16 protein-coding genes are annotated in these 16,743 nt (G+C 55.9%); 11 read left to right on the top strand and 5 right to left on the bottom strand.

Translation table 11 applies throughout. From position 1 onward, the window contains the following. The first annotated feature begins 232 nt into the window (after window positions 1–232). The 3 genes from FB593_RS09345 (at window position 233) to FB593_RS09335 (ending at window position 3,853) form a co-directional block, all read left to right on the top strand. The gene (locus FB593_RS09345) at window positions 233–1,756 is read left to right on the top strand and encodes a sugar ABC transporter ATP-binding protein (RefSeq protein WP_003510667.1); all 1,524 of its coding nucleotides are present in this window, start codon (window positions 233–235) and stop codon (window positions 1,754–1,756) included. A 51-nt stretch (window positions 1,757–1,807) separates the two neighbouring features. Further along, complete coding sequence (locus tag FB593_RS09340) at window positions 1,808–2,809, top strand: ABC transporter permease (protein ID WP_112199101.1); 1,002 nt, start codon at window positions 1,808–1,810, stop codon at window positions 2,807–2,809. 90 nt (window positions 2,810–2,899) lie between these two features. Then, entirely contained in the window at window positions 2,900–3,853 is a 954-nt protein-coding gene (locus tag FB593_RS09335; RefSeq protein ID WP_112199102.1) for a substrate-binding domain-containing protein, read from the top strand. Window positions 3,854–4,060: 207 nt separating this feature from the next. Here the strand turns inward: FB593_RS09335 and FB593_RS09330 are convergent, their stop codons facing one another. Further along, a complete protein-coding gene (locus FB593_RS09330) occupies window positions 4,061–4,954 on the bottom strand; it encodes a LysR family transcriptional regulator (RefSeq protein ID WP_145166516.1) in 894 nt (297 codons plus the stop codon). A 537-nt stretch (window positions 4,955–5,491) separates the two neighbouring features. Between FB593_RS09330 and odc2 the strand changes: the two genes are divergently transcribed. The 3 genes from odc2 to FB593_RS09315 all read left to right on the top strand — a co-directional run bounded on the left by odc2 (window position 5,492) and on the right by FB593_RS09315 (window position 8,635). Further along, window positions 5,492–6,625, top strand: a complete 1,134-nt coding sequence (gene odc2, locus FB593_RS09325) for an ornithine/lysine decarboxylase (RefSeq protein ID WP_003510663.1) — start codon at window positions 5,492–5,494, stop codon at window positions 6,623–6,625. Window positions 6,626–6,818: 193 nt separating this feature from the next. After that, the gene (locus FB593_RS09320) at window positions 6,819–7,388 is read left to right on the top strand and encodes a GNAT family N-acetyltransferase (protein WP_013761478.1); all 570 of its coding nucleotides are present in this window, start codon (window positions 6,819–6,821) and stop codon (window positions 7,386–7,388) included. 773 nt (window positions 7,389–8,161) lie between these two features. Beyond that, the gene (locus FB593_RS09315; protein ID WP_145166515.1) at window positions 8,162–8,635 is read left to right on the top strand and encodes a hypothetical protein; all 474 of its coding nucleotides are present in this window, start codon (window positions 8,162–8,164) and stop codon (window positions 8,633–8,635) included. Between the two features lie 344 nt (window positions 8,636–8,979). On the opposite strand, the gene FB593_RS09310 is transcribed toward FB593_RS09315, so the two are convergent. The 3 genes from FB593_RS09310 to FB593_RS09300 all read right to left on the bottom strand — a co-directional run bounded on the left by FB593_RS09310 (window position 8,980) and on the right by FB593_RS09300 (window position 12,001). Then, entirely contained in the window at window positions 8,980–9,657 is a 678-nt protein-coding gene (locus tag FB593_RS09310) for an SH3 domain-containing protein (RefSeq protein ID WP_145166514.1), read from the bottom strand. Window positions 9,658–9,857: 200 nt separating this feature from the next. Continuing rightward, window positions 9,858–11,594 carry a hypothetical protein gene (locus tag FB593_RS09305; RefSeq protein ID WP_145166513.1) on the bottom strand — a complete coding sequence of 579 codons (1,737 nt, stop codon included), beginning with the start codon at window positions 11,592–11,594 and terminating at the stop codon, window positions 9,858–9,860. 173 nt (window positions 11,595–11,767) lie between these two features. Continuing rightward, window positions 11,768–12,001, bottom strand: coding sequence for a hypothetical protein (locus FB593_RS09300; RefSeq protein WP_112199106.1), 234 nt, complete (start codon window positions 11,999–12,001; stop codon window positions 11,768–11,770). Window positions 12,002–12,195: 194 nt separating this feature from the next. Here FB593_RS09300 and FB593_RS09295 point away from each other — a divergent pair, with 194 nt between their 5' ends. The 5 genes from FB593_RS09295 (at window position 12,196) to FB593_RS09275 (ending at window position 15,818) form a co-directional block, all read left to right on the top strand. Beyond that, complete coding sequence (locus FB593_RS09295) at window positions 12,196–12,819, top strand: 2'-5' RNA ligase family protein (RefSeq protein WP_112199107.1); 624 nt, start codon at window positions 12,196–12,198, stop codon at window positions 12,817–12,819. Between the two features lie 335 nt (window positions 12,820–13,154). Continuing rightward, on the top strand, window positions 13,155–13,553 hold the full coding sequence (locus tag FB593_RS09290; RefSeq protein ID WP_162692342.1) for a hypothetical protein: 399 nt from the start codon (window positions 13,155–13,157) through the stop codon (window positions 13,551–13,553). Between the two features lie 189 nt (window positions 13,554–13,742). After that, window positions 13,743–14,510 (top strand): DUF6892 domain-containing protein, encoded by a 768-nt coding sequence (locus FB593_RS09285; RefSeq protein WP_210246034.1) that lies wholly within the window; start codon window positions 13,743–13,745, stop codon window positions 14,508–14,510. 117 nt (window positions 14,511–14,627) lie between these two features. After that, window positions 14,628–15,239 (top strand): GNAT family N-acetyltransferase, encoded by a 612-nt coding sequence (locus FB593_RS09280; RefSeq protein WP_321186271.1) that lies wholly within the window; start codon window positions 14,628–14,630, stop codon window positions 15,237–15,239. A 75-nt stretch (window positions 15,240–15,314) separates the two neighbouring features. After that, on the top strand, window positions 15,315–15,818 hold the full coding sequence (locus FB593_RS09275; RefSeq protein WP_186447905.1) for a GNAT family N-acetyltransferase: 504 nt from the start codon (window positions 15,315–15,317) through the stop codon (window positions 15,816–15,818). Window positions 15,819–15,946: 128 nt separating this feature from the next. On the opposite strand, the gene FB593_RS09270 is transcribed toward FB593_RS09275, so the two are convergent. After that, window positions 15,947–16,537 carry a nucleotidyltransferase family protein gene (locus FB593_RS09270; RefSeq protein WP_112199110.1) on the bottom strand — a complete coding sequence of 197 codons (591 nt, stop codon included), beginning with the start codon at window positions 16,535–16,537 and terminating at the stop codon, window positions 15,947–15,949. Window positions 16,538–16,743: the final 206 nt, after the last annotated feature.

Below are 16,743 nucleotides of genomic sequence, written 5' to 3'. Positions count from 1 at the left end.
TGAGGATTTCCAACGCTCTGCGGGACCATGGCCGCCTATTTTTTAGCCTTTAGGTACCATCGTCCTGGTCAAATTTGAGTGTATTCTAAAAGACCAGCGAAATTTGCTTTACGTACCTCAAAACGGACGTTAGCTTCTTCCCAAGAGCTTTGGGAGGAGTTCGTGCATGATGATTTCAAGTAAAATCGAGGGGCAAGATCCGTTCATTCGCACCGGGTACCGGTGACGACACATGGCTTTTGCTGAGGAATCTCCAGATCAGGTCCTTATACGGACTGTCGGGTTGTCCAAGTCTTTCGGTCCCGTCCAGGTTCTGAAGGATATAGAGATTGCCGTGCGCGCTGGCGAAGTTCACGCCATCATTGGCGAGAACGGGGCTGGTAAATCGACGTTGATGAAACTGCTTGCGGGCAATGAGAAGCCTTCAAGTGGGGAAATCAGGATCGATGGCGAGGCAGTTACGCTGAGCGGACCTGTCGACGCCGAACATCGCGGCATCGTTCTCGTGCATCAGGAAATATTGCTGGCCCCGGATCTGACGGTGGCTCAGAACATCTATCTGGGCCGCGAATTGTGCAAAGGCCCGATGATGGACGACCGCGCCATGCGTGCCGGCGCCCTGAGGGCCATCGCCGATCTCGGCGGTACGATCGATCCCGATGCCGTCGTCGGCAGCCTGTCGATTGCCCAGCGCCAGCTGGTGCAGATAGCCCGCGTTCTGCTCGTGCCGCATCGCGTCGTCATTTTCGACGAGCCGACCGCAAGCCTTACGCCCATTGAAACCGATGCGCTGTTGAACGTTATCAGGGACATAAGGGCAAAGGGCGTGGCCGTGCTCTATATTTCGCACCGCCTGCCGGAGGTGAAGGAGATTGCCGACCGTGTGACCGTTCTGCGCGATGGCAGGTTGGTCGGCTCCCACCCAATATCGGCGCTTGAGCCCGCCGATATGGCGCGTTTGATGGTGGGACGCGATGTCGCCAAGCTCTATCCGGACAGGAACGCCGGCGGCGAGCACGAGCCTGTCTTGCAGGTGGAGCATTTCACCGTTCCCGGCTATGCGCAGGATGCCGGTTTCAGCCTGCGAAAGGGCGAAATCCTCGGTTTTGCTGGTCTCGTCGGCGCGGGCAGAACGGAGCTTATGGAGGGCGTGCTTGGCCTGCGTCCAGGGCGGGGGACGATCCGCCATCTCGGAAAGCCTGTGCATTTTGCAAAGGCGGAAGACAGTCTGAAGGCCGGTATCGTTTATCTGAGCGAGGATCGCAAGGGCAAGGGATTGCTGCTGACGAAGGATTTGCGGGTCAATCTCACACTCGCCTCGCTGAGGAAATTCAGCCGCCTGTTCCAGATCGATATCCGTCGAGAGAAGGCAGCGCTCGATGATGCGGTGCGTGATTTCGATATTCGCACGGGAAGTAAGGACTTGCTCGCGGGCCAGCTGTCCGGCGGTAACCAGCAAAAGCTGCTGCTCGCCAAGATGATGCTGCTCGATCCATCGATCGTCATCATCGACGAGCCAACACGCGGCATCGATATCGGCACCAAGGAACAGATCTACCGTTTCATAGCAAAGCTTGCAGACGAGGGCAGGTCGATCATCGTCGTGTCCTCGGAGATGCCGGAACTGATCGGCATCTGCGACCGCGTCCTTGTAATGCGCTCCGGCAGGATCGTCGGCGAGGTGACGGGGGAACGCATGACCGAAAACGATATCGTGGCACTCGCGACTGGCGTGCACACGCAGGAATTCGCCTGAGGGCTGATGTCCCGGCAGATTGGCCTGAAGAAAAGACAATTGAGGGGAAATATGACTGAGGCCGCACTTGATAACGGCAAAACGCCGAAGACCTCGAAAGACTGGGACCTGCGCGCCGTTGCGCCCTTTGTGGCGCTGGCTTTGCTGCTGGTTCTCGGCGCCGTCGCAAATCCGAATTTCATCGGCATCGACAATCTGCTGAACGTGGTTACCCGCAGCGCCTTCATCGCCATCATTGCGCTCGGCGCCACATATGTCATCACATCCGGCGGACTTGATCTCTCCGTCGGCGCGATGGTGGCTTTCGTTGCCAGCCTGATGATCCTGTTCATGAACAGTGGCGTTATTGCCAATCCGCTGGTGATGCTACTGGCCGCCATGGCGCTGGCTATCGCCATCGGCGCCGCTTGCGGGCTTGCAAACGGCCTCATCACCACCATCGGCCGCATCGAGCCCTTCATCGCCACGCTCGGCACCATGGGCATTTATCGTGGGCTGACCACCTGGCTGTCGCAGGGTGGCGCGATCACGCTGCGCAACCCGGAAATCCAGACGCTTTATCGCCCGGTCTATTTCGGCAATGTGATCGGTGTGCCGGTGCCGGTCATCGTCATCTTCGTCACTGCCGCCATCGCCGCTTTCGTGCTTTACCGTACCCGTTACGGCAGGCATCTGACGGCGGTAGGTTCCAGCGAGGATGTGGCGCGTTACTCGGGTATCTCGGTCGCTCGAGTCCGCACGATTGCCTACGTGGTTCAGGGGCTTTGCGTCGCCGTTGCCGTCCTGCTTTACGTGCCGCGTCTTGCCTCCACTTCGGCCACTACAGGCATGTTGTGGGAGTTGCAGGCCATCACCGCCGTCGTCGTCGGCGGCACGGCGCTACGGGGTGGTGTGGGCCGCATCTGGGGTACGATTTGCGGCGCCTTCATTCTGGAAATCGTGGGCAACATCATGATCCTGTCGAACTTCGTCAGCGAATATCTGATCGGTGCCATTCAGGGCGCGATCATCATCATCGCCATGCTGGTGCAGCGTTCGCTCAGCCGCAGATAGCCGGACGATCGATGAGACATCTGGCCGCGCAATCTGGGGCATGCGCGGTTTAAACAGGAGGAACGCCCCGGTCTTGGGAGGAAATAGACTATGCGTAGAAAATTCATCGGCGTGGCATTTGTCGCGCTGGCTGCCGTTCTTGCGGGTTCTGCCCATGCGCAGGAGAAGAAGGTAACGATCGGGGTATCCATTCCGGCGGCCGACCACGGCTGGACGGCGGGCGTCGTTTACCATGCCGAACGGGTGGCAAAGCTTCTGATGAAGGAGCATCCGGGTCTGAATGTCATCGTCAAGACCTCGCCGGATGCCGCCAACCAGGCAAACGCGCTTCAGGATCTTGCCGTGCAGGGGCTGGACGCACTGGTCGTGCTGCCGTCTGATCCCGATCCGCTCGTCAACGCCATCAAGGAGATCAAGGACAAGGGCACCTTTGTCGCGCTCGTCGACCGCGCGCCGAGCGTCAACGACAATTCGATCCGCGATCTCTACGTTGCGGGTAACAATCCGGCACTCGGACAAGTGGCAGGCGAATACATCAAGAAAACCACGCCTGATGCGGAAGTGGTGGTCATTCGCGGTCTGCCGATCCCGATCGACCAGCAGCGCCAGGATGGTTTCGACAAGGGAATTGCCGGCTCCAGCATCAAGGTTCTCGACCGCCAGTACGGCAACTGGAACCGCGACGACGCCTTCCGCGTGATGCAGGACTACCTGACCAAATACAAGAAGATCGACGTGGTCTGGTGTCAGGACGACGACATGGCGGTTGGCGTGCTGGAGGCAATCCAGCAGGCGAAACGCACCGATATCAAGTATATCGTTGCTGGCGCCGGTTCCAAGGACATGATCAAGCGCGTAATGGACGGCGACAAGCTAATTCCGGTCGACGTGCTCTATCCGCCGGCGATGGTGGCGACCGCCATGCAGCTTACGGCTGGTCATTTTTACGATCAGGTGCCGGTTGCTGGCGAGTATATTCTCGACGCTACGCTCATCACCAAGGACAATGCCAAGCAGTTCTACTTCCCGGATTCGCCGTTCTGATAATCGGTTTCCGGCTATGCAACGCCCGCTGAAAGGCAGGCGTTGCATCCGCACTCCGGTACCCCGGACCAGATTCGGGGTGCCGCGCGATCAGGTCGTTGATCGCGATAGACTCTTTCATGGAGCGGGCGCGCCGCGGCTCGATGCCGGATAAAATACCGCATGACGAGGTGAAGGTCGGCGGAAACTATACCGCTCCCCCGCTCTTCATCCATTTTTCCTGAACCACGCCGAGAGATAATCCACGAAGCTGCGCACTTTGGCGGGAAGGTAACGGCGGTGGGGGTAGACGGCATATATGCCGCGGTCTTTGGAAATATAGTCGTCGAACAGGGTCACAAGCTCGCCGGACTGGATGAAGGGTCTTGCAATGAAGTCCGGCACCATGGCGATGCCAAGCCCTGCGCGGGCGGCGCGCAGTGTCGCCTGCGGGCTGTTCACCTCGATCGGTCCACTGATGGTAACGGAGTTCGAGCCGCCATCCGCTTCAAGATAACGCACGGTGTTGTGGAAGCGGGTGTTGGTGTCGATGATGAAGGGCACGCGGGAAAAGTCCTGCGGACCATTGAGCGGGCCGTGTCTGGCGACAAAATCCGCCGTCGCCACTGCATAGACCCGGAAATCGGAGATCTTGCGGGCGATGAGGCCTGAATCTTCCAGCCGTGTAATGCGAATCGCAAGGTCGAACCCTTCCTCGATCAGATCGACGAATCGGTCATCGGCGACGATTTCCAGAGACAGTTCCGGATTTTCCTTGGCGAAATCGATGAGGCTCTGGCCAACATCGGCGTCGATGAAGGTGCGCGGAACGGATATTCTAAGCTTGCCCTTCAGATCGGCATTCTTCTCGCGCACCAGATCGGCGAGGTTGTCGATCTCCTTCAAAATGTCGGAGGCGGTGCGGTAATATGTATGGCCGGCCTCCGTCAGCGAGAATTGCCGGGTGGTGCGGTTGAGAAGCAGTGCACCGAGATCATCTTCCAGTTCCCGGATATATTTGGACAAAAGCGCCTTGGAACGCCCGGTCTTGCGGGCAGCGGCGGAAAAACCCTCCGCTTCGACAACGTCGATAAAGGCGCGGATGCGGGTGAGAGTGTCCATAAAAATCCTCCGGTTCGTTCCATATAATTGAACGCTGAGGCGTGACTGTTCAACCCGTAAAATGGTTGCCGAAAAAATCCGCTATATGGTGAAAAAATCCTCTTGATTATGACGGCGAATATTCTTATCTCCCGTACTGCCCAAAGTCGCACGTGCCCATGTGTGTCCGCCGAGTCCTCGATGTGGTGAGGAGTTCGGTAAGGTACCTGGAACTAACCCCTCCAGTCGCTATTCCGGCCAACCGGGAAATGCGAGGACATATGAAGCAACGACGGTGCGGGCCTTTCTGGTTCTCTGCCGGCTTTCCATCAGCCGGGGTACTGAAGAGGCACACCATCATTGCCTGAAGTGCGGTCGGGTCATTCCCTCCAATCGATGGCAGACAAAGCCGAATGATGCTCTGGCAGGGCGTCATTCATATTTGCGCCTTGAGCGTATGCTATCGATTCTGCGCCTCCACCGGCTGATTCGTATGCATATCTCGAGCGTCCTTTGTCCTCCGGATTTTCCGGAGCCGGTTTTATAGGGAATATATCGATGACGACTGCACGCATTCTCGATTTCATCAAGACCCGACGTCCCGAAGGCCCTTGCCTCGTCGTCGACCTCGACGTCGTGCGCGACAATTTCAACGCGTTCCGGCATTCCCTGCCGAACAGCGCGATCTACTATGCGGTCAAGGCAAACCCGGCTCCCGAAATCCTGAAGCTGCTTGCTTCGCTCGGCTCGAACTTCGATTGCGCCTCCGTGGCTGAAATCCAGATGGCGCTTGATGCCGGTGCGACGTCCGACCGGATTTCGTTCGGCAACACCATCAAGAAGGAACGCGATGTCGCCCGCGCTTACGCGCTCGGCATCGATCTCTTCGCCGTCGACAGCCATGAGGAAGTCGAGAAGGTTGCCCGTGCCGCTCCTGGCGCGCGCGTCTTCTGCCGCGTGCTGACGGACGGTGAAGGTGCCGAATGGCCGCTGTCGCGCAAGTTCGGCTGCGTACCGCAGATGGCTGTTGATGTTCTGGTCTATGCACATCAGCTGGGCCTCGAATCCTACGGCGTTTCCTTCCATGTCGGTTCGCAGATGATGAATCTCGACGCATGGGATGCAGCGCTGGGCGATGCCAAGCGCGTTTTCGCTTCGCTGTCCAAGCAGGGTATTCACCTGCAGATGGTCAATATGGGCGGTGGTTTCCCGACCAAGTACCTGCGCGACGTTCCTGCTGCCGAAGAATACGGCCAGGCTATCGACACGGCGCTGCGCAAGCACTTCGGCAACCAGATCCCGAAGACGATCATTGAGCCGGGCCGTGGCATGGTGGGTAACGCTGGCGTCATCAAGGCGGAAGTTGTTCTCGTGTCGCGCAAGTCCGACAACGACAACCATCGCTGGGTGTTCCTCGACATCGGCAAGTTCGGCGGTCTCGCCGAGACGATGGATGAGGCTATCCGCTACCCGATCCGCACCGAGCGCGATCAGGACGAGATGGAGCCTTGCGTTCTGGCCGGTCCGACCTGCGACAGCGCCGACGTGCTGTACGAAAAGAACATGTACCCGTTGCCGGTCTCTCTGACCATCGGCGACGAGGTTCTGATCGAAGGCGCAGGTGCCTATACGACGACCTATTCGGCGGTTGCCTTCAACGGTTTCGAGCCGCTGAAAGCCTACGTCATCTGATCCGAACGCCGCCCGCTGAGTAAGGCGGCGTCTCGAACAAGCTTCCGTTCCGGCTTTGCCGATTGTGCTGTTGCGCAAATCCCTGCTTGCTGCTCCTCTTCCAGCCGAGGAAAGCGTGTCGGCGGGCCGGAACGGCTCCACCATTTTTGATCAAGGGCCGCGTGTGGGCGGTTGTGTGATGGAGGGCCGAGAGATGGCCGCTCTTCTGAATTCGGTACGTGCATTTTTCACCCCGCAGACATTTCATGTCGATCAGGAAAATCCGGGCGATGTCGTTGCCCGTGAAAACCTGCTCGACCGCGCCATGGGCGCTGGCCGCCGCCGCAAGTCTTCCGAAAAGCTGCGCGCCGGCCGCGTGCCAGCGGAAGGTCTGGCGCTCGTTGCCCGTGACGAGGACGGCCATGTCATCGGCACGGTGCGCCTGTGGAATGTCGAAGCTGGCATTTCGCGCGAAGGCCGCGCTGTCGAAGCACTGCTGCTTGGCCCGCTTGCGGTTGATGCTGCCCATGAGGGCAAGGGCATCGGTTCGGCGCTGATGCGTGCGGCAATCTCCGAGGCAACCAAACGTGGCCATGGCGGCATTCTTCTGGTCGGCGACGCCGCCTATTATGAACGCTTCGGCTTTTTTGCCGATAAGGCCCAGCACTTGATCATGCCCGGCCCGTTCGAGCGCAGCCGTTTTCTGGCGCTTGAACTCAAAGCTGGCTGGCTGGAAGGTGCGGCTGGTATGCTGGTCGCAAGCGGCCGCAGGCTCTCTGCCTGAGACGAGCCCTGTCACTGATATGAAACCCCGGCTTATTGCCGGGGTTTTTCTTTCTACCCTGTGGCCCTGCGGACGGCCTTTGAGTGCCGATAATTGTACGGAGTCACGGAAAATGTCCGGGGAAATACTTAAATGAGGGCATCTTTTGCACGTCATTTTGACCGGGGAGTCAGTTTGAAATGGCCAAAATCCGTATCTCATTGAAAGTAAGATATAAAAACTGCAGAACTTAGAAGGCATTTCAACGCGGCCTAGCGGGAGATCAGTTCGAGCGGCTTCGGCAGCTTTTAAGTCTGTGTCTTGCGATAGGTAGCCTCATCGGTTCTAAATCGAACCTTGGGAACCAAAACCGATGAACACCCCACGACCTAGCAAAGTAGCAATGACAAACAGACCGTCGCTTGATCATTTCGACGACGCAGCGGCACGCTCTCGATTACTCGCTGAAGTAATCCGAAAGTGGGATTCCGCTGGCGCATGTATCTATGGAACTGAACGAGCTTTCCGACACTAGCAACGATGCCTGCGACGTTTCGTACGTAGACCTGGGAATTGAGGACGACGTGTTCCTAATTCGGTTCGGCGAAAACGCAGCAGCACCGAAATCATATCCCGGCGCTTGACCAGTCGGTTGCAATTATTGCGTTCCGAGGCTGGGACGTAGTGATTCTTGCCAAGCTTACTATCGGGGCTTCTCAGGCAGAAGACGTCTCTTTAGCCGAACCTATACGTCGTCGAAGACGGCGATGGTTAACGGCAAACAAGGAGACGTCATGCCCAATCTCGATATCACCAGTATCGGCCGTCCAGACGACACTCGCGGTCAGAATATCCCCTCGGTAGCTCCAACTGGCGCAGGAAGTATCCCTGAGCAGCAAAACGGGGACCGCTTCCATGTCAGCTTTGTGGGTGGACCTGACGAAATCTATGATCAAGTGATCGATTGGCTGGGGCAGCACCCTGCTAATCTCGGCGATATCGTTACAGTGCGCAAGAGCGGATCACTTACTTTCGAGGATGCGCCTGATGGTGGTTGGTTGGGCCGCTACGCCGATGTGATCTGGGAAGAAACGCTGCCGATGTGGGACTTGGGAGGTCCTGACGGTGAACCCATGGGAGCCTTCGATGCAGAGGTTCTTCAGCGTTTGATCAAAAGTCACCCGCAGTCCTTTAAGGCTCTTCTCGCGGGCGAAGGAGAGAATGATGCGCGGCATAGCCCGTTTCTTGCATCGTTCTACTGCTACTAAAATCGCAGCCCCAGAGTTGATCCTCTGGGGGCTTTCATATTTTTGGGACTGAGCGCTCACGCCCCTAGTCTGGACTGCGCGGCGACTATAGAAATCGCCGCTGTCAGAAGTTCGAAGGCCGTCGACGACATAAAGAAATTTCGCGCCGCGCCGGAGGCTCTCCGAAACGATCTGAACCTTGACCTCGTCCGGCCACTGCCGGTGAACCTCAAGTCCAGACTTCCTGGTCGTGAGAACCTCCAATGTCTTCTCCATGGAGAAACTCCCGTTGCCTGTCCATGGAAAGGCGATCACAGATTAGGGCGGCGAGGACAATGTGTGATCGGAACACCGGTTACAATGGGTCAGCGATAGGCTTCAATCATCGATTTCGTAACGTCCTGTGCAAAACAGACTGGCGCATAACCGCCAGGCTTAGAATATGCACTTCGGTTGCCGCATCTTCGGCCCCTACGATCTGTGCTGTAGGGACAGGCACACGTGCCGGGATAGTTGGCAAGAGATTCTGCAATGATGCGCTGGATGATGATGGTGGGTGATAGTGTCGGTGGAGGCTTACTCTTTGGTTCCGGCGGTTTTGAGATTTCCTCCCGTTTGGGGTTGTCATCCTGCAAAAACCTGGTTGCGACCCACCCTTCTTTTTGAGTCAGAACATCTTTGACCCGGGACCATTGTGCCTCCGACTGAAGGAGGTCCACTTTTCGTCCTCGATCCAGTCTATCAATGATTTGAGATTTTGGGTTTGGCGCATCGCGCAGTGCGACACCGTTTCCGTTGACATACTTGGTTCGTATTTCTGTGAAATTCGGCGAAGTGGGCGTCTCATCTCGTGGCGAAGCGGTTGTTGCGGAAGGGGAGGCGGGTTGTTGGTCAATCACCGTCGACGGCGGAGGTTCCGGGACCCGCGCACCAGTCGAAAAGCTTGGCGATGGTAATGTTACGCTGGACTTCGACGGTGTTTCCCCCAATTTCGAAATGCCGAAGAGGATAAGTCCACAAAGCAGCCAGTATCGTTTTTTCATAGAAGAGCCCCCACGGCATATTGCCGATGGCTAAAATGCTCTGCAAGTAGCAATGGCGGCCACTCTCAACTTAATGGTTAATTTCGATGATACATGGCCGGCAGGCGGTCGCTCTTGGCTTTTGGCGAGCGCGTGCGTGATCGGGCCGGACGCAGCCAGGTATTTTTTAAGCTCGGCGGAAGTCCTTCGCCAAACCAAACTCAACGGAGATTTTCGGCGATCGTCCGATAGCACGCGTCGTCTTTTCCGAGGTCAGTTTTGGTGACTGGTTTCCAAATATCTCGGTCGAAATCGAAGAACTCGACCACACATGTATTGGTGTCGTAGTTCAGCCACTGAGCGGCCACCAGCCTGCTATCGCGGCGAAAGTCCAAACTCAGATACATGTGCTCTTCGCCACCACGTGGGAAGGACGCCGGGCGACCGGTTTGATTGTTGGCGACGATTACGAATGAGCACCCGGTGCCGCACCCGATCTGGATAAGGGTATATCGGCCAGCGAAGTTTGGCCCTTGACGCATACCGTCTCGAATACGAGTTCTGAAATTGTTGAATTCGCGGTCGCGCCCCTTGAAGTCGGGCATAACGGTGTTTCCGGAAAGACGACCTCGAGCAGGGTAGCTGGAAAGGTCTGGCTTCTTGAACGTCGCGCTGGAAGCAATCCCTCCCGCGCTTTCCTGTTTATAGGATGTCGAGCCACAGGCATGCCATCGCATTTGATAGCCGTATTCTCCCTCACGACCATAACACCATCCTGCAGCCTCCAGCTTGTTGCTGATGACTTCGCGCCGTTCACAGGCCGCATTTGTTTCCGGCAGGTCGCCGCTGCCGCCGCGGCAGGCATCATTCTGTTCCGTCCATTGGGATATCAGACGTACGGGTTGAGAGACGTCCTTGTCAGTTTGGATAACCTTGCTCGTTTCGGAGAGGATAACGCCCGCCCTTTGGTCCCAAACCAGAGAGAACTCGGCGGAGCCGGACGAAACACGGTTCCCGACGTCGCGTTTCGTGTACCAGTCAACGATGCCGTCAACCTTGCAGGTTTCCGCGCAAGTCACCTTCGTCGAGCCTGCCTGTACGCTGTAGGCGCGGACTGGCCATCTGGTCGCAAATTTCCGCTTCTCACCAATCACCACGGATTTAGGTGTGGGTTTGCCGTAGAAGTCGATGGTGTCGCCATACGCCTTTTCCAAAAACGTCAGCGCCTCTACGTTTCCGCGAGACCAAGCGTCATGGTATGACGCTACGAAGGCTAATGCTTTTTCTTCTGTTGTCGGCAAATGGGCTTCAGTGGTTGGTGGAGTTGCAGGCACCACCGTCGGTGCGACCTTGGATGTAGCAGCGGATTCCGAGAAGTCGGCCAGACTTCCCCATGTCACTTTATAGCTCTGCATCTCGCTGGCGGTGAGATAACGCATGTCGTTGCTGGGAACGGACAGGCTGAGTTGGAGCAGTTTCGGGTCGACATCCATCTCCACAAGGTACGTCATTATCTGGGCGGTCAGCGCCTGAACCGCAGCGACTGCAGTGTGCCCCTCGACAATAGTTTCCGGGGAGAAAGAGGATTGGTGCACACCGATCGCGCCGGGCTCTGCCTGCCGGTTCACGCCTCCGACGAAAGCGAGTGCACAGGCCGAGGCGCATTCGGCGGCCCGGAGCTGCAGCGTCGATAGACCGAGCGATCTGATCATCCTCCCATACGCCATCGCCGTAGCGACGTTTCCGCCGTTGCTGTTGAAGGTGATCAGCTTGGCACCGCTTGCGGCGACCTCACGCGCAAGTTGTTCAGGATTGTCCGATGTCGTGAACTCACCTTTCAGCAGGAGAACGGGTGAGGAGCCGTCAATTGGAACACGCTCAAGGCTGATGTCCGCATGTGAGACCCCGGCACAAGCGATGGATGCCGTAACCGCTACCAGTAGAATACGCTGAAACACGACCTCTGCCCCCATTCGCTTTCAGATGCATGCTATCGCGTCAAATCCCAGGCGCAATATGGAAAGCCGCCACACCGGGTTTGACAACTGCCTTGAGTAAATGAAGAGAGTGGATGATCGTACGTGGTCTGGGATTGGCCATCCCTCGCTGTTGCGGGGATGGCCACAGGACGTCAGCGTAAAATGCGCCTATTGGTAAGGCGCTCTCTCCGGGTTTTGAATATATTTCCGTCAAAAAGACCGAAAGATTTCCAACCGTCTTCCTTGATCTCACCATACAGAATACGGACTATAACGGTTCCGTCACCAATATCTTCAATGATGGAGACCGTGAATGTCCCGCCGATCTCGGAATTCACGTCAAAGACCTCTCCGCCGAGAGCCGGCGTGGTCGCGATAGCTCGCATAAGTGCTCCAATGCTCGATGAAAGTTCGGGCGTGGCGCACAAGCGAAAGGATGAACTTGCGCTTATGCGCTTAGAGTTCGGTTTGCCTCAGCAAAAATATCTGCCTCATGATATCCCCCTACGTAGGAATTTCTGGCCGACGGTTCGGCGTAGCTGTCCTGCCATAAGCGGCAGATGCCGTCAATCAGCGGGAAATGGCGCAACTGAATTCGGCTGTTTTGGGTCCAAAGCAGACGCTCGACCCGCAACACCTGGTTGATGTAAGGTCGAACAGAAGCGCACAATGGACGCAGCAAATGCCTTATGGAATCTGCCTGAAGAGCTGCAACGTTACGGCAAATGAAATCCTGAAACTGTGGGATGAGGCAAGCTTATTTGAGGCCAAAGGCTCGATGCAGGAATTGGGGTACCCGCCCCATCTGACGCTTGCAGTATTTGACCAGTCGCCAGGAGACGTTAGCGCGATCATGGCAGAGGTCTTTTCGGTGCAGAAAGAGCTTTTGATCACATTCGACGCAGTAAAATACTTTGACAATGAGACCATGGTTCTCTGGGCAAAACCCCTCTCGAACCAGGTTTTGTCCGACATACACGGCAGACTACTCGGTCACTTTGATCCGCTGAGCTGTCACGAACATTACCGCGTTGGTCGGTGGGTTCCTCATTGCTCCCTCGCGACTGCGGTGCCGCAGTCTGCCAAACCAACAGCAATCCAGTGGGCCGAAAGCCGAAAAGTAAGGTTCACCGTCGAATTTGACGTGACAGATTTTGTCCAGTTTCCGCCGGTCGTGGTGCGACACGAACTGCGATTGCGTTGAATGTCCACTCCTGGAGCTTCGTCGCCATGACGGCGGCCGGAGCAAACCGGGTATTGAAGCTCGGTGCGATGCGTTGATCACTGCGACTGGCTATACCAAAGCGTCGACGGTAGTGCCGGTCAATCATGCAAGCAACTTGTTCAGGGCCTTTATGACGGTTTCGGCGCGCTCCAGTGTTGCCATACATCTTTCGTGTTGCCATCAACACAAATGCGTTGAAGCTCGTTGCTCGACCTCTTACACCCTCTTCGCGCAAGTACTCGATGATTACGATAGCATGTCCCTTATTTAGGGAGCGTGTATCGTTATGCATGAAAGCTGACAAAGGAACGCAGATGTCGATCACTGTAGAGAAAATAATCCCTGCTGCGCGTATGCGCCAGTTCCATCAGATGGTTGATCGGTGGCTTGAGGAGGGTCCGATCAAGCTTGCGACCAATGCCACGATAACCGCAATGGACAATGCCGGAATCCCTAAAGCTGAACAGGCAGCGATCATCGAGGATCGGGACATCATCATGAAACACAATATGCGCCTCGGTGTAATCAGCGAAGTATTCGCACCAGCCATCGAGAAAGCGGTGAATTCGTCTCGGTCGGGAAGTGAAGCTCAGGATGAGATCGCTCGGTTGATTGTGACTGCAATCGGCATCCGTCAGGATGATGATAGTGAACGAGTCACATTTACGTTTACTACTCAAAGCGAGGCAGATGCATTCGATAAATCCATCTGAAATCATCGCTGCGAGCGGTTCTAGTCCCATTGTTCGGCAGGTACGCCGCCAATGGTAAGACAGTCTTCCTTCGACCCATTCTGGACACCGATCTCGCGCTGAGTCAGTGTAGGCTACTTTCGGTAGAACTGCTATTGAAGCAGACCAGCGCGGTAAACCGGCTCAATGTCATGGAGATATGGCACATTTATGCTGAAACGACGTGATCTTGTGGCCGCGGGAGGTATTCTCGCAACTCTTGGATGGTCGCGGATGGCTACTGCATCACGCTACCCCGTGCCTGAAGATATGCCGGGTGCGCCGGTCGGTGATCCTAACCTGAAGCTTGCGATCCTATCCAGCCTCGTCGACAAACAACTGATCGATCTCGGGACTCCACAACAGCTTGCCGAGTATCTTCTTGGACGGCCCGTCGATCTTGAGAACGAAGGCTACAAGCCCATTCCCGCAGTTCGAGCCTTTCTGGATCGCTACCCTCTCTCGACCGACCTTCTGAATCAGATTGACGAGCTTGTTCTGGATGGAGGCAGTTCCATCTATCGATATGTCTGGTTCTTCTGGGATGGAGAGGACGATATCTTTGACATCAACAGCCTTGCCGGGATCAAGCACTGCCCGAACATCAAGAGTCTTGATCTAACGTCGATAGTCGGGACTGTGGACCTCCGTGACCTCCGTGACCTCCGTGACCTCCGTGACCTCCGTGACCTCCGTGACCTCCTGTCGCCATTCAAGATCGAGACCATCAATGCAGGGATTGCGTTAGAGAACATCCCGGCTCTGCTCGACATGCCCACTCTACGAAGCGTCCGTGTCCTCGACGACCAGCTTTACGCAGATGTCACGTCTCCGGGGCATCCCAATCGACAAGTGATGGAAGTGTTGAAGGCTAGGGGAGTCTCTGTCTGGGTCCATTGGGTGTCCAGTTACGATGAGAACCGCGCCGCATACCAATAACTGTGATCCTGGGTGCGCTTTCGACAATTGACGCAGCTAAGCGGACCATCAACAAGGGCATCGAAAGCGACCTTCACAAAAGATTTGGGTTGATGCCTCCTATTGGCGGTGAGCGCGATGATGACTTCTTGGTTTTTGCGGTCATCAATGAACCAGAAATCGATTGACGAATACTCTGCGCGTACGATGTCCTTCAAATTATTGAGTCAGTGCGTGTCGGAGGTGGCGATCATGCTGGAAACTGAACGATTGATCCTACGCCCATCAAAAAAGGCGGACGTCCCGGAGCTGTTTGAATTCCTCGGAGACCCCGCAGCAATGCCGCATACCTATAGCGATAAAACGCTTCGGGAGTGCCGCCGGCGGGTATTGGTTCATGAATGGCGAAGACGCCGTGATGGCTGTGCGCCATGGGTTGTCGTACGCCGCGAAGACGGCCGAATCATAGGATGGGGTGGACTATATGAAGACACTTTTGATCCAGGTTGGGATTTCGAGGTAGGATACTATTTTCGTCCCGAGGTTTGGGGCAGAGGTTATGCCTCCGAGCTTGTTCGCGCAGCATTGGGCGTTTCGGATCAGCAGCTCAAGCTGCCAGAAGTATGGGCGATGGCACATCCAGACAACGGTGGCTCAAAGCGAGTTCTGGAGAAGGCAGGTTTTGTATTCGCCCGTCATCTTCCGGATCGAAACCGTTTGTTGTTTCGGAGGTCACGTCCGCTCGAATAGTTATGAGCGAAATGGCGACGAAGAGAGGTTTTGTACCAATGAGCAATGATGGCGCGCGAGGTTGGAGATAGAAGAATGCAATTGCGGACTGCAAAATTGAGCGACGCCACGGCCGTAACAACTCTTTTGGAAAGAGCTTACCCGACATTGATGGCGGCATCTTATGACGCCGCTGTTCTTGTCTTAGCCCTTCCTTCAATGACAAAGTCGAACCCAATCCTCCTCGCTTCAGAAACTTATTACGTGGTTGAAGATAATGGCCGTCTTGTCGGCTGTGGGGGATGGACGCCTGGAAAGCCGGGCACCGGCGAGGCTGAACCCGGTGTCGCTCATCTGCGACACTTCGCATCCGACCCGGATCAAGCTCGGCAGGGCATTGGTCGTCTAATCTACAATCAGTGCGCCACCGACGCTAATGATCACGGAGCGACCAGGTTCCAGGTGTTTGCGGCATTGAATGCTGAATCATTCTACGAGCGTCTTGGACTACGGCGGGTTCGCGTGATCAATCTGGCGATGGGGCCAGGGATTACGTTTCCAACAATTTTGATGGAAGGGCCAGTTGCTGTCGCTTCATAAAACGTCCGTTTTTGGCAAAGCCGAGACCTCCGCAATGACGCGAATGGATCGGTAGCGGACTTTCGTGTCTCTTCAAGCCGGGCTTCAATCAACATTTTTGATTTGAGCCGCGGCCGACTGTCGCTAAATTAGGATTTCTGCGCGCCTTCATCACGCCAAGGCACAACGTAGAGGTCAGGCCAGATAGCGATCCACCGCGTAGTTTTAGCATCGTATATTTCGCGGGTGATTTGCTTCTTATTCGCTCGGACAACCCCGTTCATCAGATCGTCCGTTCCAAACGGAGCATTGAGAAGAAGGGAGCCCCCGATGGGCTTCAAGCCGATTGCTGTCGCTGTGGTGGGAAATGTGGTGATGGCCTCGGCAGTGGAGGTGTATGGCGTAATCTGATACCCGAACTTGGCCTCGTACCACATATGCACCCGAGCTTCATTTTTCACATCGATCCATACCGGCAGATGTGAGAACGCCGCACGAATTCTTGCCGCCTGCCGCGCTTCCCCGTTTTCCGTGAGGTCGTCCGAGTCAAAATAAACAATGTCAATATCGGAAATGCCGTGAGTAGTTGGCAAATCGAACGTCCGGTTCCAAACGGTTTGAGCGATAGCGCCTGCGACCAACCAACAATCCGGTAAGGCTACGTTATCCCACCCATCGATGATTGGGCGAAGCAATGGACTAGCGAGAACAGCGGATCGAATTCCTTCGTGCTGGTCCATCCTTGTGATTTCCTTACTTGTCACGAAACTCCCGATTAAAGCGACGCTTGTTTTCCTGACATCTGCGCCGGCACAGAATAAGGAGTTTCGCAGCGGCCGCAATGGCCGGTGTTGGCGGATACCGTTGAAAAACACCTATTGATCGTCGGGTCTCAAACATCCACCTTTAACGAGGTTGCGCGGAAGAAAGGTACTCTATGGAGAGG

Source organism: Rhizobium sp. SJZ105 (assembly GCF_007828365.1).
Lineage (GTDB): Bacteria > Pseudomonadota > Alphaproteobacteria > Rhizobiales > Rhizobiaceae > Agrobacterium > Agrobacterium tumefaciens.
The sequence above is the reverse complement of the archived record's forward strand: the minus strand, read 5'-3'. Positions and strand labels throughout refer to the sequence as shown.